Source organism: Amycolatopsis sp. NPDC051371, from assembly GCF_040682155.1.
Taxonomy (GTDB): Bacteria; Actinomycetota; Actinomycetes; order Mycobacteriales; family Pseudonocardiaceae; genus Amycolatopsis.
This window is the reverse complement of sequence record NZ_JBFBAG010000014.1, coordinates 33,076-54,963: the sequence shown is the minus strand read 5'-3', so window position 1 is coordinate 54,963 and position 21,888 is coordinate 33,076. Positions and strand designations below refer to the sequence as shown.

General features: G+C 71.5%; 21 protein-coding genes. 12 read left to right on the top strand and 9 right to left on the bottom strand.

Translation table 11 applies throughout. The features are described from left to right. Positions 1-14: 14 nt before the first annotated feature. Entirely contained in the window at positions 15-710 is a 696-nt protein-coding gene (locus AB0M59_RS18990) for a TetR/AcrR family transcriptional regulator (protein WP_364616601.1), read from the bottom strand. A gap of 140 nt (positions 711-850) precedes the next feature. Between AB0M59_RS18990 and AB0M59_RS18985 the strand changes: the two genes are divergently transcribed. The 3 genes from AB0M59_RS18985 to AB0M59_RS18975 all read left to right on the top strand — a co-directional run bounded on the left by AB0M59_RS18985 (position 851) and on the right by AB0M59_RS18975 (position 3,622). Continuing rightward, positions 851-2,227 (top strand): replication-associated recombination protein A, encoded by a 1,377-nt coding sequence (locus tag AB0M59_RS18985; protein ID WP_364616811.1) that lies wholly within the window; start codon positions 851-853, stop codon positions 2,225-2,227. Between the two features lie 131 nt (positions 2,228-2,358). Next, positions 2,359-2,736, top strand: coding sequence for a VOC family protein (locus AB0M59_RS18980; protein ID WP_364616599.1), 378 nt, complete (start codon positions 2,359-2,361; stop codon positions 2,734-2,736). Positions 2,737-2,776: 40 nt separating this feature from the next. Beyond that, positions 2,777-3,622 (top strand): NAD(P)-dependent oxidoreductase, encoded by an 846-nt coding sequence (locus tag AB0M59_RS18975; RefSeq protein ID WP_364616597.1) that lies wholly within the window; start codon positions 2,777-2,779, stop codon positions 3,620-3,622. Between the two features lie 96 nt (positions 3,623-3,718). Here AB0M59_RS18975 and AB0M59_RS18970 read toward each other — a convergent pair whose 3' ends face one another. Further along, the gene (locus AB0M59_RS18970) at positions 3,719-4,606 is read right to left on the bottom strand and encodes a hypothetical protein (protein WP_364616595.1); all 888 of its coding nucleotides are present in this window, start codon (positions 4,604-4,606) and stop codon (positions 3,719-3,721) included. A gap of 128 nt (positions 4,607-4,734) precedes the next feature. Here AB0M59_RS18970 and AB0M59_RS18965 point away from each other — a divergent pair, with 128 nt between their 5' ends. The 7 genes from AB0M59_RS18965 to AB0M59_RS18935 all read left to right on the top strand — a co-directional run bounded on the left by AB0M59_RS18965 (position 4,735) and on the right by AB0M59_RS18935 (position 13,249). Next, positions 4,735-5,121, top strand: a complete 387-nt coding sequence (locus AB0M59_RS18965) for a DUF948 domain-containing protein (protein WP_364616593.1) — start codon at positions 4,735-4,737, stop codon at positions 5,119-5,121. Then, complete coding sequence (locus AB0M59_RS18960) at positions 5,118-5,420, top strand: hypothetical protein (RefSeq protein ID WP_364616591.1); 303 nt, start codon at positions 5,118-5,120, stop codon at positions 5,418-5,420. The genes AB0M59_RS18965 and AB0M59_RS18960 overlap by 4 nt, the downstream gene beginning before the upstream one ends. Positions 5,421-5,589: 169 nt before the next feature. Next, entirely contained in the window at positions 5,590-8,250 is a 2,661-nt protein-coding gene (gene alaS, locus AB0M59_RS18955; RefSeq protein ID WP_364616589.1) for an alanine--tRNA ligase, read from the top strand. 31 nt (positions 8,251-8,281) lie between these two features. Next, positions 8,282-8,743: a Holliday junction resolvase RuvX gene (gene ruvX, locus AB0M59_RS18950; RefSeq protein WP_364377111.1), complete on the top strand. Its 462-nt coding sequence runs from the start codon at positions 8,282-8,284 to the stop codon at positions 8,741-8,743. Beyond that, positions 8,740-11,055 carry an endolytic transglycosylase MltG gene (mltG, locus tag AB0M59_RS18945; RefSeq protein WP_364616587.1) on the top strand — a complete coding sequence of 772 codons (2,316 nt, stop codon included), beginning with the start codon at positions 8,740-8,742 and terminating at the stop codon, positions 11,053-11,055. Before ruvX ends, mltG begins: the two co-directional genes overlap by 4 nt. Beyond that, a complete protein-coding gene (locus AB0M59_RS18940; RefSeq protein WP_364616586.1) occupies positions 11,045-11,899 on the top strand; it encodes a shikimate dehydrogenase in 855 nt (284 codons plus the stop codon). The genes mltG and AB0M59_RS18940 overlap by 11 nt, the downstream gene beginning before the upstream one ends. A gap of 60 nt (positions 11,900-11,959) precedes the next feature. Next, complete coding sequence (locus AB0M59_RS18935) at positions 11,960-13,249, top strand: GrpB family protein (RefSeq protein WP_364616585.1); 1,290 nt, start codon at positions 11,960-11,962, stop codon at positions 13,247-13,249. On the opposite strand, the gene AB0M59_RS18930 is transcribed toward AB0M59_RS18935, so the two are convergent. Together AB0M59_RS18930 and AB0M59_RS18925 are read right to left on the bottom strand one after the other, a co-directional pair. Further along, the gene (locus AB0M59_RS18930) at positions 13,200-13,859 is read right to left on the bottom strand and encodes a TetR family transcriptional regulator (protein WP_364616584.1); all 660 of its coding nucleotides are present in this window, start codon (positions 13,857-13,859) and stop codon (positions 13,200-13,202) included. The two genes, AB0M59_RS18935 and AB0M59_RS18930, sit on opposite strands and share 50 nt — an antisense overlap. 25 nt (positions 13,860-13,884) lie before the next feature. Next, a complete protein-coding gene (locus AB0M59_RS18925; RefSeq protein ID WP_364616583.1) occupies positions 13,885-14,304 on the bottom strand; it encodes a hypothetical protein in 420 nt (139 codons plus the stop codon). 151 nt (positions 14,305-14,455) lie between these two features. Here AB0M59_RS18925 and AB0M59_RS18920 point away from each other — a divergent pair, with 151 nt between their 5' ends. Together AB0M59_RS18920 and AB0M59_RS18915 are read left to right on the top strand one after the other, a co-directional pair. Beyond that, on the top strand, positions 14,456-15,649 hold the full coding sequence (locus tag AB0M59_RS18920; RefSeq protein ID WP_364616582.1) for an endonuclease/exonuclease/phosphatase family protein: 1,194 nt from the start codon (positions 14,456-14,458) through the stop codon (positions 15,647-15,649). Positions 15,650-15,814: 165 nt separating this feature from the next. Continuing rightward, positions 15,815-16,747: a D-2-hydroxyacid dehydrogenase family protein gene (locus AB0M59_RS18915; RefSeq protein WP_364616581.1), complete on the top strand. Its 933-nt coding sequence runs from the start codon at positions 15,815-15,817 to the stop codon at positions 16,745-16,747. A 187-nt stretch (positions 16,748-16,934) separates the two neighbouring features. Here the strand turns inward: AB0M59_RS18915 and AB0M59_RS18910 are convergent, their stop codons facing one another. From AB0M59_RS18910 to AB0M59_RS18890, 5 genes are all read right to left on the bottom strand, one after another. After that, positions 16,935-18,419: an alpha/beta hydrolase gene (locus tag AB0M59_RS18910; RefSeq protein ID WP_364616580.1), complete on the bottom strand. Its 1,485-nt coding sequence runs from the start codon at positions 18,417-18,419 to the stop codon at positions 16,935-16,937. Continuing rightward, on the bottom strand, positions 18,416-19,231 hold the full coding sequence (locus AB0M59_RS18905) for a serine hydrolase domain-containing protein (RefSeq protein ID WP_364616578.1): 816 nt from the start codon (positions 19,229-19,231) through the stop codon (positions 18,416-18,418). The genes AB0M59_RS18910 and AB0M59_RS18905 overlap by 4 nt, the downstream gene beginning before the upstream one ends. A 179-nt stretch (positions 19,232-19,410) precedes the next feature. Further along, positions 19,411-19,677: an HPr family phosphocarrier protein gene (locus AB0M59_RS18900; RefSeq protein WP_364616576.1), complete on the bottom strand. Its 267-nt coding sequence runs from the start codon at positions 19,675-19,677 to the stop codon at positions 19,411-19,413. 40 nt (positions 19,678-19,717) lie between these two features. Next, positions 19,718-20,953, bottom strand: a complete 1,236-nt coding sequence (locus AB0M59_RS18895; RefSeq protein WP_364616574.1) for a PTS transporter subunit EIIC — start codon at positions 20,951-20,953, stop codon at positions 19,718-19,720. After that, positions 20,950-21,738 (bottom strand): GntR family transcriptional regulator, encoded by a 789-nt coding sequence (locus tag AB0M59_RS18890; protein ID WP_364529260.1) that lies wholly within the window; start codon positions 21,736-21,738, stop codon positions 20,950-20,952. Before AB0M59_RS18890 ends, AB0M59_RS18895 begins: the two co-directional genes overlap by 4 nt. Between the last annotated feature and the right edge of the window lie 150 nt (positions 21,739-21,888).

Genomic DNA, 21,888 nt, shown 5'->3' with positions numbered 1-21,888 from the left:
TGTGTGGCCCGGGATCAGCCGGGCGCCTTGGTGGGATCGTGTGCGTAGATCCCTTGCCGGTAGCCCGAGACGAGCTCCTCGAGCGCCGAACCCAGTTCCGCCGCCACGTCCGCGACCGCCGCGGGATCGGGCTCCCCGGACGGCTCGAACGCGGTGCGGATCATGTGGGCGAGCACCTCCGCCTTGTCTTCGAGCGGGATGCCGTCGAACTCGTCGGAAAGCGTGTCGCCCAGGTAGAAGCCGAGTGTCGAGGCGTTGAGCGCGTAGGTCAGGTTCGGGACGTCCGAGCGGATCAGCCCGCGCCGGAGCATCGCCTCCTCGAACTGCGTGCGCAGCTCGTCCTGCTGCTTGCGCAGGGCGAGGTCGCCGAGCGAGCCGAACATGTCGGCGTTGCCGCGCAGCATCGCCATCACCAGCGGCCGCCGGTGGGTGACGAGGAACGACGCCGGGATCATCCGGTGCGGCAGGATCATCGCCGGGTCGGCCTTGATCCGGCCCAGGATCTCGTCGGTCAGGTCGGCCGACTCGCGCATCATCAGCGCCTGGAACAGCAGCTCCTTGTTGCGCCAGTGCAGGTAGACGGTGCCCTTGCCGATGCCGACCGCGCGCGCGATGTCGTCGACCGCCACCTTCCGGTAGCCCATGCGCAGCAACAGCTCGCCCGCCGCGTCCAGGATGCGGTCGGCGCGCTCGCGGTTGGGATGACTCATGTGCGTCCACCTGCTGGTTCGTTGAACATTTGACCTGTTGACCGGAATCGCACTTTAGGTCAACCAGTCATTCCGACGGTAGCGCTCTCGCGTGGACCGGGGCAAGGGTTCTGTCGGTGGCTTCGGTTAACGTCATGCGTGTGGCACAGGACGAGCTCTTCACCGTGAACGCCGACATCGCGCCGCCGCCTGAGCGGACGACGTCGAACGCGGACGAGCGGCAGGCGGACCCGGCGAGCTCGCCGCTGGCCGTGCGGATGCGTCCGCGCGCGCTCGACGAGGTCGTCGGCCAGCAGCACCTGCTGCGCGAAGGCGCCCCGCTGCGGCGGCTGGTCGAGGGCGCCGCGCCGGCGTCGGTGCTGCTCTACGGCCCGCCCGGCACGGGCAAGACGACGCTGGCCAACCTGGTTTCGATCGCCACCGGGCGCCGGTTCGTCGCGATGTCGGCGCTGTCGGCGGGCGTCAAGGAGGTGCGCGGCGTCATCGAGGAGGCACGCCGGCGCCGCCAGTACAACGCCGAGAACACCGTGCTGTTCATCGACGAGGTGCACCGGTTCTCCAAGACCCAGCAGGACGCGCTGCTCGGTGCGGTCGAGGACCGCACGGTGCTGCTGGTCGCGGCGACCACCGAGAACCCGTCGTTCTCGGTCGTCTCACCGCTGCTGTCGCGATCGCTGGTGCTGCAGCTGCGCCCGCTGACCGACGAGGACATCACGCAGCTGCTGGAGCGCGCGCTGGCCGACGAGCGCGGCCTCGGCGGCGAGCTGACGCTGACCGACGACGCGCGGGCCCACCTGGTCCGGCTCGCGGGCGGGGACGCGCGGCGCGCGCTCACGGCGCTGGAGGCGGCGGCGGACGCGGCGTCGGCGACCGAGGCGAAGACCATCGACCTGCCGACCGTCGAGTCCACTGTGGACAAGGCGGCGGTGCGCTACGACCGCGACGGCGACCAGCACTACGACGTCATCAGCGCGTTCATCAAGTCGATCCGCGGGTCCGATGTGGACGCCGCCCTGCACTACCTGGCCCGGATGATCGAGGCGGGGGAGGACCCGCGGTTCCTCGCGCGGCGGCTGGTCGTGCACGCCAGCGAAGACATCGGGATGGCCGACCCGACGGCGCTGCAGTCGGCGGTCGCGGCCGCGCACGCCGTGCAGTTCATCGGCATGCCGGAGGGACGGCTGGCGCTGGCGCAGGCGACCGTGCACCTGGCGACGGCGCCGAAGTCGAACGCGGTGATCGCGGGCATCGACGCCGCGCTGGCCGACGTCCGCGCCGGGCTCGCCGGCACCGTCCCGCCACACTTGCGCGACGGGCACTACGCGGGCGCGAAGAAGCTCGGCAACGCGCAGGGCTACCGCTACCCGCACGGGGTCCCGGAAGGCGTGCTGGCGCAGCAGTACCCGCCGGACGAGCTGGTCGGCAAGGACTACTACGAGCCGACCCAGCGCGGTGCCGAGCGCACGCTCGCCGAGCGCGTCCCGAAGCTGCGCCGGACGATCCGCGGGGAGAAGTGAGCCGGGCGGAAGAATCATCGGGAACCTGATCACCGTCGTGGCCCGCTGAAGGCAAGATCATCGGGTTTCGTAAGCTTCGCGCCTTGAGGCGGCCACGAATCGGGCTCGCCGTGACCGCAGGAGGCGCTCCCGTGCCCGCGACACTGCAGTGCATCGTCCTGGATTGTCCGGAACCGGTGGTGCTGGCCCGTTTCTACCAAGCCGTGCTCGGTGGCGAGGTGGACCGGCCGGACCCGCGGTGGCGCGTCGACCAGGACTGGTCCACGCTGCACGTCGACGGGATCGTCCTGGGGTTCCAGCGGTCGTTCGACTACCGGCCGCCGCGCTGGCCCGACCCGGCGTTCCCACAGCAGTTCCACCTCGACTTCGAGGTCGACGACTTCCGGGAGTCCCACCACCAGGTGCTGGCGAACGGCGGCCGGCTGCTCGACCCCGACCTGGGTGGCCGCGGCTGGCGCGTCTACGCCGACCCGGCCGGGCACCCGTTCTGCCTCCTCGGCGACTACTGACCGAACTGCGGGCCCGCCGCGCGTTCGGCACGATGGGGACATGAGCGTCGCGTTTCTCGGAACCGGAATCATGGGCGCGCCGATGGCGGCCAACATCGCGAAGGCGGGCCTCGAGGTCCGGGTCTGGAACCGGACCCGGGCGAAAGCCGAGCCCCTCGCCGACGTCGCCACCGTCGCCGATTCGGCCGCCGACGCGGCCGAGGGCGCGGACATCCTGGTGACGATGCTCGCGGACGGCCCCGCGGTCGCTTCGGCGTTCGAAGCCGCTTCGCCCGCTTCGGGCACGTTGTGGCTGCAGATGAGCACGGTCGGCCTCGACTGGACCGACCGCCTGGCCGCAGCGGCGGAGAAGGCGGGCGTGGTGTTCGTCGACGCGCCCGTGCTCGGCACGCGCACCCCCGCGGAGCAGGCGCAGCTGCAGGTGCTGGCGTCCGGGCCCGAGGAGGCCCGCCCCGCGGCGACCCCGGTGTTCGACGCGGTCGCCGTGAAGACGCAGTGGCTCGGCCCGGCCGGGCAGGGCAGCCGGCTGAAGCTGGTGATGAACGCGTGGGTGCTCGCGCTGACGAACGGCACGGCGGAGAGCCTCGGCCTGGCCGGCGCGCTGGGTCTGGACCCGGCGCTGTTCCTGGAGACGATCAAGGGCGGCGGCCTCGACGTCGGCTACGCGCACGTGAAGGGCGGCGCGATGCTGGCGGGCGAGTACGCACCGGCGTTCCCGGCGGGCTTGGCGGCGAAGGACGCGAGGCTGGTGGTCGAGGCGGCGGGCTCCGACGTCGACGTGGCGGGGGCTCGCGCGGTGCTGGCGCACCTGGAGGCGGCGGTGGAAGCCGGCCACGGCGAAGAGGACATGGCGGTGCTCTACCGCGCGGTCCGCAAGGAGCGCTGACTCAGGCTCCGAGCGCCCCAATGTGGCCTTCGGTGCGTTGAACGCACCGAAGGCGGCCTTGGGTGCGTTCAACGCACCCAAGGCCGCCTTGGGGCGCTAAGCCGGGAGGAGCGTCGCCAGGCGGTCCACGCCCAGGCCGCTCGTCATCAACCGCTCCTTCGCGTTCCCCAGCAGCCGGCGCGTCCACGGCGTGAAGCCGCCGTCACCCACTTCGGCCGGCTCGCTGTCGAACGACGCGAACACCTTGAAGCAGAGGCCCTCGTAGTACCCGCCGCGCCCGCCTTCGCGCTCCGGGAACGGCCGGACCGGCACGTCGGGCACCTCGTCCAGAAGGCCCTCGAACCGCGGGTCCAGCACGGTCACCCCCAGCGAGACCGCGGTGGCGCCCAGCGCGCGGCACCCGGCGGCCATGAGCCGCGCGTGCTCGACGACGTGCTGCCGCTCGAAGCCCAGGTCGCCCGGGTCGCGCCCGGCCGTCACCGCGCCGAACAGCGAGAAGTGCGCGAACAACCCGGCCGGGACCGGCTGGGCACGCACCACGCGCTGCACCGTCGCCAGCCGCACGAGAGCGGACGAGGAGCGCCGGACCGCCGCCTCCAGGGCCAGCCCCGTCGTCGGATCCGCGGCGACCTCGGTGCCGCGTCCGGTCGGGACGACCCGGTGCTGGGCCAGCCCGGTCACCGCCGAGTGCGTGCCGAGCGGGGTCAGCGGCGAGAGCGGCACCAAATCGAACGCCGACGCCGCGGCCAGCAGCGCGTCCTCGACCCGCCGCAGCAACGCGAAGGGCAGCGGGCTCGGGCCGGTGAAGCGGTCGGTCCGGTGCCGGCGCAGCACGTCGGGGCCGGCCAGCCTCGCCGCCCGCCGCCGCGCGACCTCCAGCTGGACCGTCGTCAGGTCGGCGCCGGGCAACGCGGCCAGCACGTCGGCCGCGGCTCCGCCCGGCCCGGCGAGCACCCGGCGGCCAGGCCCGTCGTCGTCTCCCATCGCCCAGGTGTACCGCCCCGCGACCGCCGGAGCGACGCGTTTTCCGGCCCGCGCGGGGTGACACGGTCGGGGACCCGGCCAGGCGGTAACCTCATCCGCACCCAAGACCCGTTATCCGAGGAGGGCTCGTGTCGGCAGGGCAGATCGCCGCGTTGATCGCCGCGGGAGCATTCGTGGTGCTGGTCGCCCTGCTGGCGATCCCGCTGCTCAAGCTCGGCAAGACGCTGGACGCGGCCACCGAGGCGATCGAGCGCACCAACAGCAACACCGACCCGCTGCTGATCGGCGCGAACCAGACGATCACCCACGTCAACGCCCAGCTCGAGCGGGTCGACGGGATCACGTCGAACGCGCAGGCCGTCACCGGCAACGTCTCCGCGCTGACGTCGGTGTTCACCGCGACCTTGGGCGGCCCGCTGGTCAAGACCGCGGCGCTGTCCTACGGGCTCAGCAAGGCGATCAAGGCGCGCAAGAAGAAGACCGCGCTGAAGGCCGCGAAGAAGGCCGGCAAGTGAAGCGGCTGTTCTGGCTCGGCGTCGGCGTGGTCGCCGGCGTCGCCCTGTCCCGCAAGGCCGCCGAAACCGCTCGTCAGGCCACTCCGGCCGGGTTAGCATCGAACCTGGGCGGTGCCGTGCGCGAGCTGGCGGGCGCCGTGGGTTCGTTCGGCGCCGAGGTGCGCGCGGGCATGAACGAGCGGGAGCAGGAGTTGCACGACATGGTCGAGGAGCGGGCGGGCGTCACGGCGCCCCGCGCCGAAGGACGGCACGCCGCCGCCCGGCGCCCGGTCCGGCGAGCTCGCCGGGCGGAGGGCTGATCCGGGCCCGCCCGGAGCCCTCCGCCGTCGCTGCCGACCCGTTTCCGCCACCACTCGCCAATCCGACCAAAAGCAGGCCGCCCTTCGAGCGGAAGCGACCGTTGCCGCGAAAGCCATCGGCCGTGACTGTGGTTGGATCGGTGACGAACAGCACAGCAAGGACTGACCCGTGGACACACACGAAATCACCGATCGTTTCCTGCGCCATTTCGAGAGCAAGGGCCACACGCGCGTGCCCAGCGCGCCGCTGATCCTCGACGACCCGAACCTGCTGTTCGTCAACGCCGGCATGGTGCAGTTCAAGCCGTACTTCCTCGGTGAGGCGCCGCCGCCGTACCCGCGCGCGACCTCCGTGCAGAAGTGCGTGCGCACGCCGGACATCGACGAGGTCGGCAAGACCACCCGGCACAACACGTTCTTCCAGATGGCCGGCAACTTCTCCTTCGGCGACTACTTCAAGGAAGGCGCCATCGAGAACGCCTGGGAGCTGATCACCAAGCCCCAGGGCGAAGGCGGCTTCGGCCTCGACCCGAACCGGATCTGGGCGACCGTCTACAACGACGACGCCGAGGCGGCCGGCTTGTGGCGCAAGCTCACCGGCCTGCCGGGCGAGCGCATCCAGGAGCGCGACGGCAAGGACAACTACTGGGACATGGGCGTGCCCGGTCCCGGCGGCCCCTGCTCGGAGATCTACTACGACCGCGGCCCGGCGTACGGCCGCGAGGGTGGCCCGGTCGCCGACGAGGACCGCTACATCGAAATCTGGAACCTCGTCTTCATGCAGGACGTCCGCGGCGACCTGAGCCCCAAGCTCGGGCACAAGCCGATCGGCGAGCTGCCGAAGAAGAACATCGACACCGGCATGGGCGTCGAGCGCGTCGCGACGATCCTGCAGGGCGTCGAGAACGTCTACGAGACCGACCTCGTGCGCCCGGTCATCGGCCGCGCGGAGGAGTTCTCCGGCCGCCGCTACGGTTCGAACCACGCCGACGACGTCCGTTTCCGCGTGATCGCCGACCACGCGCGCACCGGCGTCATGCTGATCGGCGACGGCGTCACCCCGGGCAACGACGGCCGCGGCTACGTGCTGCGCCGCCTGCTGCGCCGCATCGTCCGCTCCACGCGCCTGCTCGGCGTGCAGGAGCCGGTGCTGCAGGAGTTCGCGAAGGTCGTGCGCGACACCATGGGCCCGACCTACCCCGAGCTGGTCGGCGGCTTCGACCGGATCAACGAGGTCGTCCGGATCGAGGAGGAGGCGTTCCTCTCGACCCTGACGAGCGGCTCGCGCATCTTCGACATGGCGGCCGAGGAGACCAAGCGCGGCGGCGGCGACGTGCTCGCCGGCGACAAGGCCTTCCAGCTGCACGACACCTACGGCTTCCCGATCGACCTGACGCTGGAGATGGCGTCGGAGCAGGGCCTGACCGTCGACGAGGACGGCTTCCGCACGCTCATGAACGAGCAGCGGACCCGCGCGAAGGCGGACGCGGCGGCCCGCAAGACCGGCCACGGCGACCTCTCGGAGTACCGGAAGGTCCTGGAGCAGCACGGCGAGACCGAGTTCCTCGGTTACACCGACCTCCAGGCCGAGGCGAAGGTCGTCGCCTTGCTCGAAGACGGGCAGCCGGTCCGTAGCGTCTCGGCGGGCAAGAAGGCCGAGCTGGTGCTCGACCGGACGCCGTTCTACGCCGAGAGCGGTGGCCAGGTCGCCGACACCGGCGTGCTGCTGGGCGACGGCGTCGAGCTGAAGGTCCTCGACGTGCAGAAGATCGTCCCGGGCCTGTTCGTGCACCGCGTCGAGGTCACCGAGGGCGAGGTCGGCTTGGACACGAAGCTCACCGGCTCGGTCGACGCGCACCGCCGCCTCTCCATCGAGCGTTCGCACTCCGCGACGCACCTGGTGCACGCGGCCGTCCGCGGCGCGTACGGCAAGCGCGCGGCGCAGGCGGGCTCGCTGAACTCGCCGGGCCGCATGCGGTTCGACTTCACCACGCCGGGCTCGGTGTCGGCGGACGTGCTGACCGAGGTCGAGCAGGAGGTCAACGACTACCTGCAGACCAACGTCGAGGTGCAGAGCTTCACCACGACCAAGGACAAGGCCCTCGAGCTGGGCGCGGTCGCGCTGTTCGGCGAGAAGTACGGCAACGACGTCCGCGTGGTCGACATGGGCGAGTACTCCCGCGAGCTCTGCGGTGGCACGCACGTCGACCGGATCGGCCAGCTCGGCCTGGTCAAGCTGGTCTCCGACGCGTCCATCGGCTCGGGTGTGCACCGCGTCGAGGCGCTGGTCGGCACGGACGCGCTCAAGTACGTCCGCAAGGAGCAGCTGCTGGTGTCGCAGCTGGCGAACACCTTCAAAGTGCCGTCGGACCAGCTGCCCGGCCGCATCGAGGACGTCCTGACCCGGCTGAAGAACGCCGAGAAGGAGATCACGCAGCTCAAGACCCAGCAGGTGCTGGGCTCGGCGGGCTCCCTGATCGACAAGGCGCAGGAGATCAACGGCGTCACGGTGGTGGCCGAGGTCGTCCCGGACGTCGACGGCAACGGCCTGCGCGCGCTCGCCTCCGACATCCGCGGCCGGCTCGGCTCGCGACCCGGCGTGGTGGCGCTGTTCTCCCCGGCGGGCGAGAAGCTGAGCTTCGTCGTCGCGACGACGAAGGCGGCGCAGGACAAGGGCATCGCGGCGGGCAAGCTCGTGCCGTCGTTCGCCGAGAAGATCGGCGGCCGCGGCGGCGGCAAGCCCGACATGGCCCAGGGCGGTGGCACGAACCCGGCCGGCGCGGCCGACGCGGTCACGGCCCTGCGTTCGGCGATTGCCGGCATTGGTTAACCGCGGAGACCGCGGCCTGGATCGGCCCGGAGTGGACGATCCGGGCCGCGGCCGTCGGCTCGGAGTGGATGTCGGATCCGTCCGGGTCGGGGTGGCGCTGAGCGATCCGGCCCCCGTGCTCGCCTCGCCATTGGTTACCCTCTCCCGCGATGCGACCGACGACAGTGATCTGGACCAGCTGGCCGCCCTCGTCACCGAGCACGAGGTGGTCGAGGTGATCGTGGGCCTGCCGCGAACGCTCGCCAACCGGCAGGGTCCGGCGGCCGAGCTGGCGATCGCGTATTCTGAACGCCTGGCCGGGCGCGTCGCGCCCGTGCCGGTCCGGCTGGGCGACGAGCGGCTGACCACGGTCACCGCATCCCGCATCCTCTCCCAGCGCGGGGTCAAAGGCCGCAAGCAGCGAGCGGTGGTCGACCAGGCCGCCGCCGTCGAGATCCTGCAGGCCTGGATCGACGCCGCAGCTGCGCACCGCGCCCGGGAGGGAGACCGATGAACGAGCAGCCACCTGAGCCCCCACGCGGGCGCAGGCGACTCCGCGAGCCTGGACCGGCCACCCCGCCGCCGTCCCGGCCCGCACCGCGTCGTGCGGACCCGCACGACCCCCACGCAAGTGGCTACCAGGAGCTTCCGCAGCCTTCGCGGCACAGTGGTTCCCGCGAGAGTGGCTCCCCCGAGCTGCCCCAGCCGTCCCGCCGGGCGCGGCCCGAGCCGGGCTACGACCCGCGCCGCGACGCACCGCCGTCCGGCCGCCGTCGCCGCCTCGAGCCGCCGGGCACGCTGCCCCCGGCCGACGAAGACTTCGACCCGCGGGAGGCCGAGCGCTCGGCCCCGGTCCGGGCCCGGCACGGTCTCGACGACGGCGCCGACGCCCCGGCCTCGCGCCGGCGGGCGGCCCCGGACCCCGGCGAGCCCGCCGAACCCCGGCGCCGGCGGGCGGCCCCGGCCGCGGAGGAAGCGGCCCCGCGCCGCCGCCGTCCCGCGCCGGAGCCGGACGAGCAGGCGGACGCACGCCGTCGCCGTCCCACTCCCGAAGAGCTGGCCGAAGCCGACGCCGCGCGCCGCCACCAGGCGATGCTCGACCTGGAAGAGGCCGCCGAAGCGCAGGCCGCCCGGCTCCGCGGCGCGCCGGACGAAGGCCAGGCCCCACGCCGCTCCCGGGGCGCCTCGGACGAGGTGGCCGACCTGGCCCGCTTCCGGGCCACGCCGGGCTCCGGCGAGGCCGTCGAGCCGCCGTCCGGCCGGCGTCGCGCCGCTGCCGACCCGGCCGAAGCCGCCCCGCGGCGGCGCCGCGCGGCACCCGATCCCGAGGAGGCCGGCGACTCGCGCCGGCGTCGCGCGGCGTTGGATCCCGACGCCGCCGCCGACCCCCGTCGCGCGGCCCCGGAATCCCCGCGACGGCCCGTCCAGCCGGGTGACCGCTCTCTCGGCGTGCCCGAACCCGGTGCGGAGCCGCCTCGGCGCCGTCGCCCGCCGCCCCCGCCGGTGCGCGAGGAGCCGGTGACCGACATCATCCCCGCGCAGGCCCCGGCCGAGCCGTCGCACGAGGAGCCCGAGGAGTTCCTCGCCGAAGACGGCGAGTACGCGGAGTACGACGACTACGACGAGTACGCCGACGACTACGACGGCTACGACGACGAGGCCGAGTACGAAGACGACTACGAGGAAGAGCCGAAGAAGCCGCGCAAGAAGAAGGGCAAGCGTGCCCTCGGCTGGGTCGCCGCGCTCGTGGTGATCGTGCTGCTCGGCGGCGGCGCCTACTACGGCTTCAACAAGATCTTCGGCTACGAGGACTTCGAAGGCTCCGGCGACGGGGACGTGCTGTTCCAGGTCGACGACGGCGACTCGACGTCGGCGATCGGCGCGAAGCTCGCCACGGCGGGCGTCGTCGCCAGCGGCAAGGCGTTCGTCAAGGCCGGCGAGGACAACCCGAAACTGTCGCGGATCCAGCACGGTTTCTACGTGATGAAGTCGCACATGTCCGGGGCCAGCGCGGTCGACCGGATCCTCGCGACCGGGTCGCGGGTGGGCCAGCTGGAGATCCGGCCGTACACCCAGTTCGACGACATCACCCAGCCCGACGGCAAGGTCACGCCCGGCGTGTACAGCCTGATGGCGAAGGCGTCGTGCGCGCAGATCGACGGCAAGAGCACCTGCGTGAGCGCCGACGACCTGCGCAAGGTCGTCGACGGAGCCGACCTCAAGACGCTCGGCGTGCCGGACTGGGCGATCGAGCCCGCGAACAAGGCCGACCGCAAGGACCGCAGGCTCGAGGGCCTGATCGCGCCGGGCCTCTACGACGTCCGGCCCGGCGCGACCGCGCAGGAGATCATCGGCCAGCTCGTCCGGAGTTCGACCGAGGCGATCCAGAACGCGGGCCTGAGCCCGCAGTCGACCGGGCCGGGGATGACGCCGTACCAGACGCTGATCATCGCCTCGATCATCGAGCGCGAGGCCGTGAAGGCCGACTTCGGCAAGCTCTCGCGGGTGATCTACAACCGGCTCGCGAGCAACATGCGGCTGCAGATGGACTCCACGGTCAACTACGTCCTGGACCGGCCGACCCTGGCGACCAACGACGACGACCGCCTCCGGGCCGGGGCGTACAACACCTACAAGAACGCGGGCCTGACCCCGACGCCGATCTCGGTGCCGAGTCCCGACGCCATCCAGGCGGCGGTGCACCCGGCGACGGGCGACTGGTTGTACTTCGTCAAGTGCGAGAAGAACGGCCTGTCCTGCTTCGCGGTCTCGTTCGACGACCACAAAGCCAACATCAACCTGGCCAAGCAGCGTGGTGTCTTCTGAGTCCCGCCGGGCCGCGGTGCTGGGCAAGCCGGTGGCGCACTCGCTGTCCCCGGTGCTGCACGGCGCCGCGTTCGCAGCGCTCGGCCTGACCGGCTGGACGTACGAGCGGATCGAGACGAGCGCCGAGGAGCTCCCCGGCCTCGTCGGCGGCCTCGGTCCGGAGTGGGCCGGGCTTTCGGTCACCATGCCGGGCAAGCGCGCGGCGCTGGACCACGCGGACGAGGTGACCCCGCGCGCGGCCGCCGTCGGCGCCGCCAACACCCTGGTCCGCACCGCGAAGGGCTGGCTGGCGGACTGCACCGACGTCGACGGGGTCACTGGGGCGTTGCGGGCGGCGGGCGGCTACGAGCCGTCGCCCGGCGACACCGGTGTGGTGCTCGGCGCGGGCGGCACCGCGGCCGCGGCGGTCGTCGGGCTCGCGGCGCTGGGCGTGCGGCAGGTGCGTCTGGTCGTGCGAGATCCCTCACGGGCCGCCGAAACCCTCGACGCGGCGAAGCGGGCTTCGCTCGACGTCGACGTGCTTCGCTGGTCCGAGACGGACTTCGCGGCCCTGGGCTCCGCGGCAGTGCTGGTGAACACCGTGCCGCCGGACGCCGTCGCCGCGCACGTGGCCGACCTCGCGGCGATCGGGCACGTCCTCGACGTCATCTACCACCCGTGGCCCACGCCGTTGGCGGAAGCGGTCGCCGAGCGGGGCGGCCGGCTCGCGACGGGCCTGGACATGCTGCTGCACCAGGCGTTCGGCCAGGCGGAGCACTTCACCGGGCGGCCCGCTCCGCGCGCGGCGATGCGCGACGCCCTGCGCGAAGCCACCGGGAACCTGCTGCCGCTGCCGATCACGTAAAACCACTTGCCCGAAGTTGATATTCTGGCCGACTGCCCAAAACGAAGGGGGTCTGCCGGAATGAGCAGTCAAGAAGCGCGGAGCGAGGCCGAGAACGACTCGGCGTGGGTCGGCGAACGACCGAAGCTCAACTCCACGGTCACGCTCGCCGACTACGACCCGGAGTGGCCGAAGCTCTTCGAGCGCGAGGCCGGCCGGATCCGGGACGTGCTGGGGGAGCGGGTGCTCGTGCTCGAACACGTCGGGTCGACGTCGGTACCGGGCCTGTGCGCCAAGCCCTGCGTCGACATCCTCCTCGAGGTCCCGGACTCCGATGACGAGGACACGTACGTGCCCGCGCTGGAGGCGGCGGGCTACCGGCTCGTGATCCGCGAGCCGGACTGGGAGAAGCACCGCTGCTTCAAGGGCCCGGACACGAACATCAACCTGCACGTGTACTCGCCGGGCAACGGCCAGACGCCGCGCTACCGGCTCTTCCGCGACCGGCTGCGGTCGCACCCCGAGGAGCTGGAGCTCTACGCGACGACGAAGCGTGAGCTGGCCGCGCGGGAGTGGACGTACATCCAGCAGTACGCCGACGCCAAGACCGAGGTCGTCGAGGCCATCCTCGGCCGGGCGCGGGCCGAGCAGTACGACGGCTACAGCGAGGCCTACGCGTCGCACGCGGAGAAGTCCGTCACGAACGCGCTCTACGACCGGCCGGCGATCGTCGACCTGGCCGGTGCGGTCGAGGGCAAGCGGGTGCTCGACGTCGGCTGCGCGGCCGGGCACCTCAGCGCGCTGCTCGCCGGGCGGGGCGCCGACGTCCTCGGCGTCGACGCCAGCGCGGGCATGGTCGAGGTCGCGCGGCGGAAGTTCGGCGATGTCGCCCGCTTCGAGGTCGTGGACGTCAGCGGGCCGCTGCCGCTGCCGGACGGCTCGATCGACGTCATCACGGCGTCGCTCGTCCTGCACTACCTGAAGGACTGGACGGCCACCCTCGCCGAGTTCCGCCGGGTCCTCGAGCCGGGCGGGGTGCTCGTGTTCTCGGTGCACCACCCGGGCGAGGACTGGCACTGGTTCGAGAAGGACGACTACTTCCAGCTCGAACTGCTCGAAGACGACTTCGGCCTCGACGGCAAGCCGCATCCGGTCAGCTTCTACCGGCGCCCGCTGAGCTGGACGTTCGGCGCGGTCCGCGACGCCGGTTTCGCGGTCGACCGGCTGGTCGAGCCGATGCCGGTGCCCGAGGCGGCCGACGCCGATCCGAAGTGGACGGAGAACCTGCGGACCAAGCCGCGGTTCCTCTACTTCCGGGCGGTCAGTCCTTCTTGGCGAGATCCTGGATCAGGTCGACGATCTCCCGGCTGACCGGGCGGAACACCCGAAGCCGGGAGAGCGCGGCCAGCCGGGCGAGCAGCGGGACGCTGCGCTCCACCAGCATCCGGCTGCGCTTCTGCCCGGCGGAGCGGTCGTGGACCCAGAACAGCACCACGCCCATCTGGAAGAGCCAGAGCAGCTCGGGCAGCTGACCGCGCAGCTCCGGGTCGAGCTTGACGTCGGAGCCGTCGACGACCTCGCGCATGAGGCCGATCGACGCTTCGCGGGCGGCCGAGGAGTCGTCGCTGAACGGGCTCAGCGGCGACTCCGGGTCGGCCGCGTTGACGAAGAACTGAGTGCCGAAGCGCTGGTAGGGCTCGGCGATGTCCAGCCAGCACAGCAGCACGGTCTTCAGGCGGGCGGCGAAGGCGGTCTCGCCGTCGATCCGGTCGCGGGCCGCGTCGAGGTGCTGTCTCGCGATCTCGTCGTAGAAGCCCTGGATCAGCTGCTCTTTCGAGGAGAAGTAGTAGTAGGCGTTCCCGACGGAGACGCCCGCTCCGGCGGCGATGGCGCGCATCGTCGTGCGGTCGTAGCCGTTCTCGGTGAACAGCCGCATCGCGGTCGTGACGATCAGGGACCGCGTTTCCTCGCTCTTGGCCACGTGCGGCACGTTAGCGCCGGGCACGTCAGGGCGCGGGGAAGGGCGGGGCCTGCGGCATGCCGGCGTAGGGCAGCGGTGCCGGTCGCGGGGCCTGCTTCGGGGCCAGGTGGTGGCGGCGGATGGCGTTGAAGACCAGCACGTTGACCAGGTGCATCGCGCCGAGGATCAGCGCGACGACGCCGACCTTCACCGAGAGCAGTTCGAACACCTCGCGCGCGGTGGGCACCTCGGCGTGGCTGGTCAGGAAGAGCGTCACGAAGCCGAGGCTGACCAGGTAGAAGCCGACGACCAGGAGCTGGTTGACGGCGTTGGCCAGGCCGGGGCTGTCGGCGAAGACCTCGGTGAGGAAGGTGCGGCCGTGCCGGCTCAGCGTGCGGGCCACGAGCACCGTCAACGGAATGCTGATCAGCAGGTAGAGGGCGTACGCGACGACTATCCGGTCCATGGTTCCTCCTTGTTTTGAACGTGTTCAAGAAGTACCGTAGCGCCGTTTTTGAACGTGTTCAAGAGGGCTGGGTCACGTCGGCTGTTCACCTTCCGCTCACCCATCCGGGCGGTTCCCGGCATAGGGTGGCCGCCGACTGGGAGGTACCACCGTGAACCGCATCGCCGCCGGGCTTTCCGTAGCCGTGCTGGTCGGGCTCTCCGTGCCCGCCACCGCTTCCGCGAGCTTCGGACAGAACGTCCGCTTCGCCACCTTCAACGCCTCGCTGAACCGCGCGTCCGCCGGCCAGCTGGTGACCGACCTCTCGACGCCGGGCAACGCCCAGGCGCAGGAGGTCGCCGAGGTCGTCCAGCGCAACCGCGCCGACGTCCAGCTGATCAACGAGTTCGACTACGTGCCGGGCAACCGGGCCGCGGACCTGTTCCGGAAGAACTACCTGGCGGTGGGCCAGCACGGCGCGAAGCCGATCGACTACCCGTACGCCTACACCGCGCCGGTCAACACGGGCGTGTCGACGGGCTTCGACCTCGACCGCGACGGCACGATCGGCCTCGGCAACGACGCCCAGGGCTTCGGCACGTTCGAAGGCCAGTACGGGCTGCTCGTGCTGTCGAAGTATCCGATCGACCTAGCGCACGTGCGGACGTTCCAGAAGTTCTTGTGGAAGGACATGCCGGGCGCGCTGCTGCCGGACGACCCGGCCACGCCGGCGCCGCACGACTGGTACAGCCCCGCGGAGCTGAACGTGCTGCGGCTGTCGTCGAAGTCGCACTGGGACCTGCCGCTGAAGATCGGCCGCTCGACGGTCCACTTCCTGGTCTCGCACCCGACGCCGCCGAGCTTCGACGGTCCGGAGGACCGCAACGGCACCCGCAACAACGACGAGATCCGCTTCTGGGCGGACTACGTGACGCCGGGCAAGGGCGGCTATCTCTACGACGACCGAGGCCACCGCGGCGGCCTGGGCGCTTCGGAACGGTTCGTGGTGGCGGGCGACAACAACTCGGACCCGTTGGACGGCGACAGCGTCCCTGGCGCGATCGACCAGTTGCTGGACGCGCGCCGGGTGATCGAGACGCACCCGGGCAGCCGCGGCGCGGTACTGGCGGCTCAGGCCCAGGGCGGCGCGAACGTCGGGCAGGAGAGCGACCCGTTCTCCGACACGGGAGACTTCAACGACGTCGCGCCGGGCAACCTGCGGACGGACTACGTGCTGCCGTCGAAGGGTCTGGTGCCGTGGCACGCGGAGGTGTTCTGGCCGGTGCCGAGCGACTCGCTGTCCCGGCTGAACGACGCCTCCGACCACCACCTGGTCCGCGTGGACGTGTTCGTGCCCCGCGGCTAGACGGCCCGGACCACAGGTCTTGAATGAGTCATTCAAGACCTCCGAAGACCTGAATGACTCATTCAAGACGTTTGCGCCGGCAGCCGCGCTGTCCACGAACCTCGCGACCTCCCGGCGGCGGGTGCGGGCCTGCGCCGGCCCGGACCTGTCGCCTACGGTGAGATCATGCGGATCGCGATTCTCGACGACTACCAGGACGTCGCCCTGACCTTCGGTGACTGGGACTCGCTCAAGGCCGACATCACGGTCTTCACCGACCCCCTCACCGACGTCGTCGAGCAGCTCCAGGGCTTCGAGGTGATCGTCGCGATGCGCGAGCGCACCCGGTTCCCCGCCGAGGTGCTCGACCGGCTGCCCGACCTGAAGCTGCTGGTCAGCACCGGCCCGCGCAACGCCGCCATCGACGTCCCCGCGGCGAAACGCAACGGCGTCGTCGTGTCCAGGACCGGCTACCTCGGCCAACCCACCGCCGAGCACACCTGGGCGCTGATCCTCGCCGCGTCGCGGAACCTGCCGCAGGAGTTCCGGTCCATGCGCGAAGGCGGCTGGCAGACGACCGTCGGCACCATGCTGCACGGCAAGACGCTCGGGCTGCTCGGCCTCGGCCGGCTCGGGGCCGGGGCGGCGAAGATCGGGCAGGTCTTCGGCATGGAGACCATCGCCTGGAGCCAGAACCTGACGCCGGAGAAAGCCGAGCCGCACGGCGTCACCGCGGTGTCCAAAGAGGAACTGTTCGCCCGCTCGGACGTGCTCTCGATCCACCTCGTGCTCAGCGGGCGCACCCGCGGCCTGGTCGGCGCGGCCGAGCTCGCCGCGATGAAGCCGAGCGCGTTGCTGGTGAACACCTCGCGGGGCCCGATCGTCGACGAAGCCGCGCTGGTGGACGCGTTGCGCCGCAAGGAGATCCGGGCGGCCGCGCTGGACGTCTACGACACCGAGCCGTTCCCCGCCGACCATCCACTGAGGACGATGGACAACGCGGTCCTGACGCCGCACCTCGGGTTCGTCGCCCGGGAGACCTACGAGATCTTCTACGGCGACGCCGTCGAGGACATCGCGGCGTTCCAGGCGGGGGAACCGATCCGGCTGATGGAGTAAGGCGTGCGGCCCGCCGGGGCCCGAGGTCCCCGCACCGGCCCGGCGGCGGGCCCGCACGAGAACCATGACACCACTCGCGCAGCACGCCGGGCAGGGTCCAAAGACCCTGCCGCGGGCGTCCGTTCGGCTGAACGGCGAGCCCGGCCGGGTCGTGAGTGAGAAACAGGGTTCTAACCCTGTTTCTCACTCACGAGAACGGGACCGCGTCCGGCGCGCAGGTGGCCCCCTCGGCCGGCGCCGCCAGGTCTGTCAGGTACCGCACCACGGCCGCCGAGGCGCACGCGCTCGGCGCGTCCAGCGACGTGTGGCCGTACCCGTCGACGACCAGCACCCGGCCGTCGCCCAGCTCCGCCGCCGTCGCCCGCGCGTTGTGCAGCGGGGTCGCCGGGTCGAACCGGTTGTTGAGCACGAGAACGGGGTTCTTCCGCGCCCGGTTCCACGGCCCGGTGTACCGGTCCTCGTCGTGCGCGGGCCAGCCGACGCACTGGGCCATCGAGTACACCGCGCCCAGCCCGAAGTACGGCTGACGCGCGCTTTCCCGAGCGGCCAGAGCCGTGTAGTCCGCGGCAGACCCCGGGTTGTCGCTGTCGACGCACTGGACGGCCAGGAACCCGGGGGAGTGGGTCGGCACGTACGGGTCGAGCACCGGCGCGGCGGGCCCCGGGTCGGACGGCATCGCCGCGAGGGTCTGGGCGAGCCGCTTCCACCGCCCCGACTGGTACAACGCGCTGTCGACGGTCTTCATCAGCGAGCCGATGCCCGTGCTGTGCGACGCCCGCGCGAAGACCCCGGCGAACTTCGCTTTCGGGTCACCGCCGGAGAACGCGCACTTCGGTCCGGCCGCGGCGCACACCGCGAAGAACTGGTCCAGCTCCTGCTGCTGCGCCCCGGCGACGTCGGCGCGGACGTCGACCGGCTCCTTCTCCTGCCCCGGTTTCCCGGTGGCGTTCGCGACCAGGTCGAGCGTGCCGTCGAGGGTCATCGCGCGGACCTTGTCCGGGAACAGGTTCGCGTACGTGCCGCCGAGGTAGGTGCCGTAGGAGTAGCCGTAGAAGTTCAACGCGGCGTCGCCGACGGCCTGGCGCAGCAGTTCCAGGTCGCGCGCCACGTTCGCCGTCGACAGGTGGCTCAGCAGCGCACCCGACCCGGCCGCGCACGCCTTGCCCGGCGCCGCGCTCGCCGCGAAGAACGCGTCCGGCTGCCGCAGCGGCGAACCCGGGGCAGGGGCGTGGTCGGCGCCGGGACAGCTGATCGGCGTGGACCCGCCGATGCCGCGCGGGTCGAAGCTCACCAGGTCGAAGCGGGCGCGCACCTCGTCGGGGTAGCGGTCGGCGAAGCGCGTCAGCTCGCCGACGCCGTCCGTGCCCGGGCCGCCGAAGTTGACGAACAGCGAGCCGAGCCGCCGGCCCGGGTCGCTCGCCGGCAACCGGATCACCGAGAGCGTGATCGCGGTGCCCTTCGGCTCGCGGTAGCTCAGCGGCACGGCCGCGGCCGCGCACTGGTACTTCCCGTGGCACGGCGTCCAGCGCAGGGCCGGCACGGCGGCGCCGTTCGTGCCCAGCGCGGGCGGGGCCTCGGCGGGGGCCGGGGACGCCGGCGGGGGAGCGGGTGCCGCCGGGGGAGCACTGCAGGCGGCGAGCAGGAGCAGCAGAGCGGCGAGGAGGGCCTTCACACGCTCAATTCCGCCAGGACGGCGTCGGTGTAGCGCGGCCAGACCTCGGCGGCCCACGGGCCGAACGCGCGGTCGGTCAGCGCGACGCAGGCCGCGCCCGCGTCCGGGTCGACCCAGAGGAACGTGCCGGACTGGCCGAAGTGCCCGAAGGTGCGCGGCGAGCTGTTCGCGCCGGTCCAGTGCGGGCTCTTGTGGTCGCGGATCTCGAGGCCGAGGCCCCAGTCGTTGGGCTTCTGGTGCCCGAAGCCGGGCAGCACCCCGGACAGGCCGGGGAAGACGACGTTCGTCGCCTCGGTCACCGTGGCGGCGTCGAGCAGTTTGGGCGACTGCAGCTCGGCGGCGAACGCCACCAGATCGTCCACAGTGGACACCGCGCCGGACGCGGGCGAGCCGTCGAGGGTCGTGTTCGTCATCCCCAGGGGCCCGAACAGCGCTTCGGCCTGGTACTGCGCGAAGGGGATGCCGGAGTGCTCGGCCAGCGCGTCGGCCAGCTGCTCGAACCCGGCGTTGGAGTAGAGCCGCCGCGTGCCCGGCTCGGCCATCGCCTTGTGCGCGTCGAAGGCGAGGCCCGAGGTGTGGGCGAGCAGGTGCCGCACGGTCGAGCCCTCGGGGCCGGCCGGCGTGTCGAGCTCGACGACGCCCTCTTCGATGGCGATGAGCGCGGCGTAGGCGGTCAGCGGCTTGCTGACCGAGGCCAGCTTGAACTTCCGCGCGGTGTCGCCGTGGCGGCCCACGACGCTCCCGTCGGCGGACACCACGGCCGTCGCGGCGTTGTCCACCGGCCACTCGTCGATCAGGCGCACGCTCTCCATGCGTCCACCCTACGAAACGCCACGAAGGCCTTCGCACCGGTGTCGGGGACCGGTGCGAAGGCCTTCGCGTGGAGTACTGTGCCGTCGAGTACTGATCCGACCACAGCCACGGCCGGATGGCTCCGTGGCGACAGTCCCGTCCCGCTCGGGGTCTGGCCTGCTTTTGGCCGGATCAGTACTCAGGCGTCGAGGTCGGTGGCGACCAGCTGGGCGACCGCTTCCACGGCCTCCTCGGCACCTTCGCCCTCGGCGCTGATGACGACCTCGTCGCCGTACCCGGCGGCGAGCGTCATCAGGTTGAGCACGCTGCCGGCGGCCACCGGGCTTCCGCCGGCCTTGGCGATCTGCACCGCGACGGGCTGCGCCGCGGCCGTCTTCGCCACCAGCGCGGCCGGCCTGGCGTGCAGGCCCACCTTGCTCGCCACGGCGACGCGTTTCTCCGGCATGTTCGTCCTCTCCCTACGGGGTGTTACGTCGCTGTCGATCTTACTTCGCGGCGGTGCGATCCAGGTCCGCCTCGACCGAGTCGTCCTCGCGACCCGGCGTCCGCAGGTTCCACTTCGTGATGACGATCCGGAACACGAAGTAGTAGATCACCGCGAACACGAGCCCGATCGGGATGAGCAGCCACGCCTTGTGCGCGGTGTCCAGGCTCGAGTTGAGCGCGAAGTCGATCGCGCCACCGGAGAACGAGAACCCGAGCTTGATGCCCAGGGCGTTCACCAGCGCCAGCGACAGGCCGGTCATGATCGCGTGGAAGATGTACAGCGGCCACGCGACGAACATGAACGAGAACTCGATCGGCTCGGTCACGCCGGTGATGAACGAGGTCAGCGCGGCCGCGATCATCACACCGCCGACGATCTTCTTCTGCGCCGGACGCGCGGTCTGCCAGATCGCGAGCGCCGCCGCGGGCAGGGCGAACATGAAGATCGGGAAGAACCCGGTCATGAACGTGCCCGAGCCCTGCACGTGGTTGAAGAAGTTGGTCAGGTCACCGCCGTTGAAGATGAACCACACCGGCACGTTCAGCAGCTGGTGCAGACCGACGGGGATGAGCAGCCGGTTGAAGAAACCGTAGATGCCGCCACCGACGACCGGCTGGCCGACGATCGCCGAACCCAGGTTCTGGATGCCCTCGTCGACGTACTTGAAGACCAGGCCGAAGAGCACGCCGAGGATGATCATGGCGAAGGCGGTGACGATCGGGACGAACCGCCGGCCGCCGAAGAACGCCAGCCACGCGGGCAGCTTGATGCGGTGGTACTTCTGCCACAGCAGGGCCGCCACGATGCCGGCCACGATGCCCGTCAGGACGCTGTAGGGCCAGTGCAGTGGTGAGCCGTCCCAGCTCGGCTTGTAGCCGGTCTGGCTGCTGATCGGCGCGATCGCCTGGATCACGCGGTTGAAGACGACCCAGCCGACCGCCGCCGCGACGGCGGTCGAGCCGTCGCCCTTGCGGGCGAAGCCGACGGCGATGCCGATCGCGAAGAGCAGGGGCAGGAAGTCGAAGAGCGCGTTGCCCGCCCCGCCGATGACGGCGGCGACCTTGTCCCAGCCCAGCCCGTCCTTGCCGAGCAGGTCGTCCTGGCCGAACCGGTTCAGCAGGCCGGCCGCGGGGAGCGTGGCGATGGGAAGCATGAGGCTACGGCCGAAGCGCTGAAGACCGGCGAGGCCTCCGCCGCCCTTCTTCGTCGCCCCTTCCGCGGTGGTGGAGCTCATCTGGATCCTCCATAGTGGGGTGGTTGACCGGGCTCCGGGGTGTTCCGGTCCAACTGCATGGTCACCTGGTAGTGATCTCCCCGGTACCAGGACGTGATGTCTTCGATCGGGTCGCCGTTCGCGCTGGAGACCCGCCGGAACACGAGCAGGGGACTGCCGGCACGCATGCCGAGCAGCCGGGCCGTCTCGCGGTCCGCTCCTTCGGCCCAGACCGTCTGCCACGCCTGGTCGGGACGCACGTCGTACGTCTCGGCCAGCTGCGCGTAGATGGACTGGGTCAGGTCGAGCTCGAGCAGGCCGGGAGCCCGGCCCGCGTGGTACCAGCCGCGTTCGACGGCCAGGGGCACGCCGTCGGCGTGGCGCAACCGCACGAGGTGGTGTGCGGGGGCGCCCTCGGTCAGCCCGAGGGCGTGCGCCGAGGCGGTGGGTGGGACTTCGGTGGCCGCCGAGACCACTTCGGTCGTCGGCGTCAGCCCCCGCCTCCGCATGTCGTCGGTGAACGACATGAGGTAGAGCTGCAGCTCCATCCGCCGGGCCGCGGTGAACGTGCCCTTGCCGCGGACCCGGGCGAGCAGACCTTCCTCGACCAGCTTGCCGATCGCCGATCTGACCGTGAGTCGCGACACGCCGTAGCGCTGGGCGAGTTCACGTTCCGACGGGATCGGCGCACCCGGGGGGAGCTCGCGCTCCACCGTGCGGCGGAGGATTTCCCGCAGCTGGGCGTGCTTGGGCGTGGGCCCGTTGACGACCCGGTCGGGTGGCGGGACGTGCGCTGCCGCGCTCATCGGCGTCACCCTCCTCGTTCTCGCGTCACCGGGGACCGGTGCTCGCGTCCGGCCCGGAACATTGGTACGTTCCGGTCTAGACCAATGATCTGATGGGGCAGGATGCTCCGCCACGCGGACGGGTGTCAACCACCGTTATCCGTTCGTGGC

What these genes read in the sequence shown, in the direction of transcription:
- AB0M59_RS18990 (WP_364616601.1), bottom strand. Translation starts at nt 710, where the DNA reads ATGAGTCATCCCAACCGCGAGCGCGCCGACCGCATCCTGGACGCGGCG.
- AB0M59_RS18970 (WP_364616595.1), bottom strand. Translation starts at nt 4,606, where the DNA reads ATGGGAGACGACGACGGGCCTGGCCGCCGGGTGCTCGCCGGGCCGGGC.
- AB0M59_RS18905 (WP_364616578.1), bottom strand. Translation starts at nt 19,231, where the DNA reads ATGGAGAGCGTGCGCCTGATCGACGAGTGGCCGGTGGACAACGCCGCG.
- AB0M59_RS18935 (WP_364616585.1), top strand. Translation starts at nt 11,960, where the DNA reads ATGAGCAGTCAAGAAGCGCGGAGCGAGGCCGAGAACGACTCGGCGTGG.
- AB0M59_RS18925 (WP_364616583.1), bottom strand. Translation starts at nt 14,304, where the DNA reads ATGGACCGGATAGTCGTCGCGTACGCCCTCTACCTGCTGATCAGCATT.
- AB0M59_RS18890 (WP_364529260.1), bottom strand. Translation starts at nt 21,738, where the DNA reads ATGAGCGCGGCAGCGCACGTCCCGCCACCCGACCGGGTCGTCAACGGG.
- mltG (WP_364616587.1), top strand. Translation starts at nt 8,740, where the DNA reads ATGAACGAGCAGCCACCTGAGCCCCCACGCGGGCGCAGGCGACTCCGC.
- AB0M59_RS18900 (WP_364616576.1), bottom strand. Translation starts at nt 19,677, where the DNA reads ATGCCGGAGAAACGCGTCGCCGTGGCGAGCAAGGTGGGCCTGCACGCC.
- AB0M59_RS18895 (WP_364616574.1), bottom strand. Translation starts at nt 20,953, where the DNA reads ATGAGCTCCACCACCGCGGAAGGGGCGACGAAGAAGGGCGGCGGAGGC.
- AB0M59_RS18975 (WP_364616597.1), top strand. Translation starts at nt 2,777, where the DNA reads ATGAGCGTCGCGTTTCTCGGAACCGGAATCATGGGCGCGCCGATGGCG.
- AB0M59_RS18915 (WP_364616581.1), top strand. Translation starts at nt 15,815, where the DNA reads ATGCGGATCGCGATTCTCGACGACTACCAGGACGTCGCCCTGACCTTC.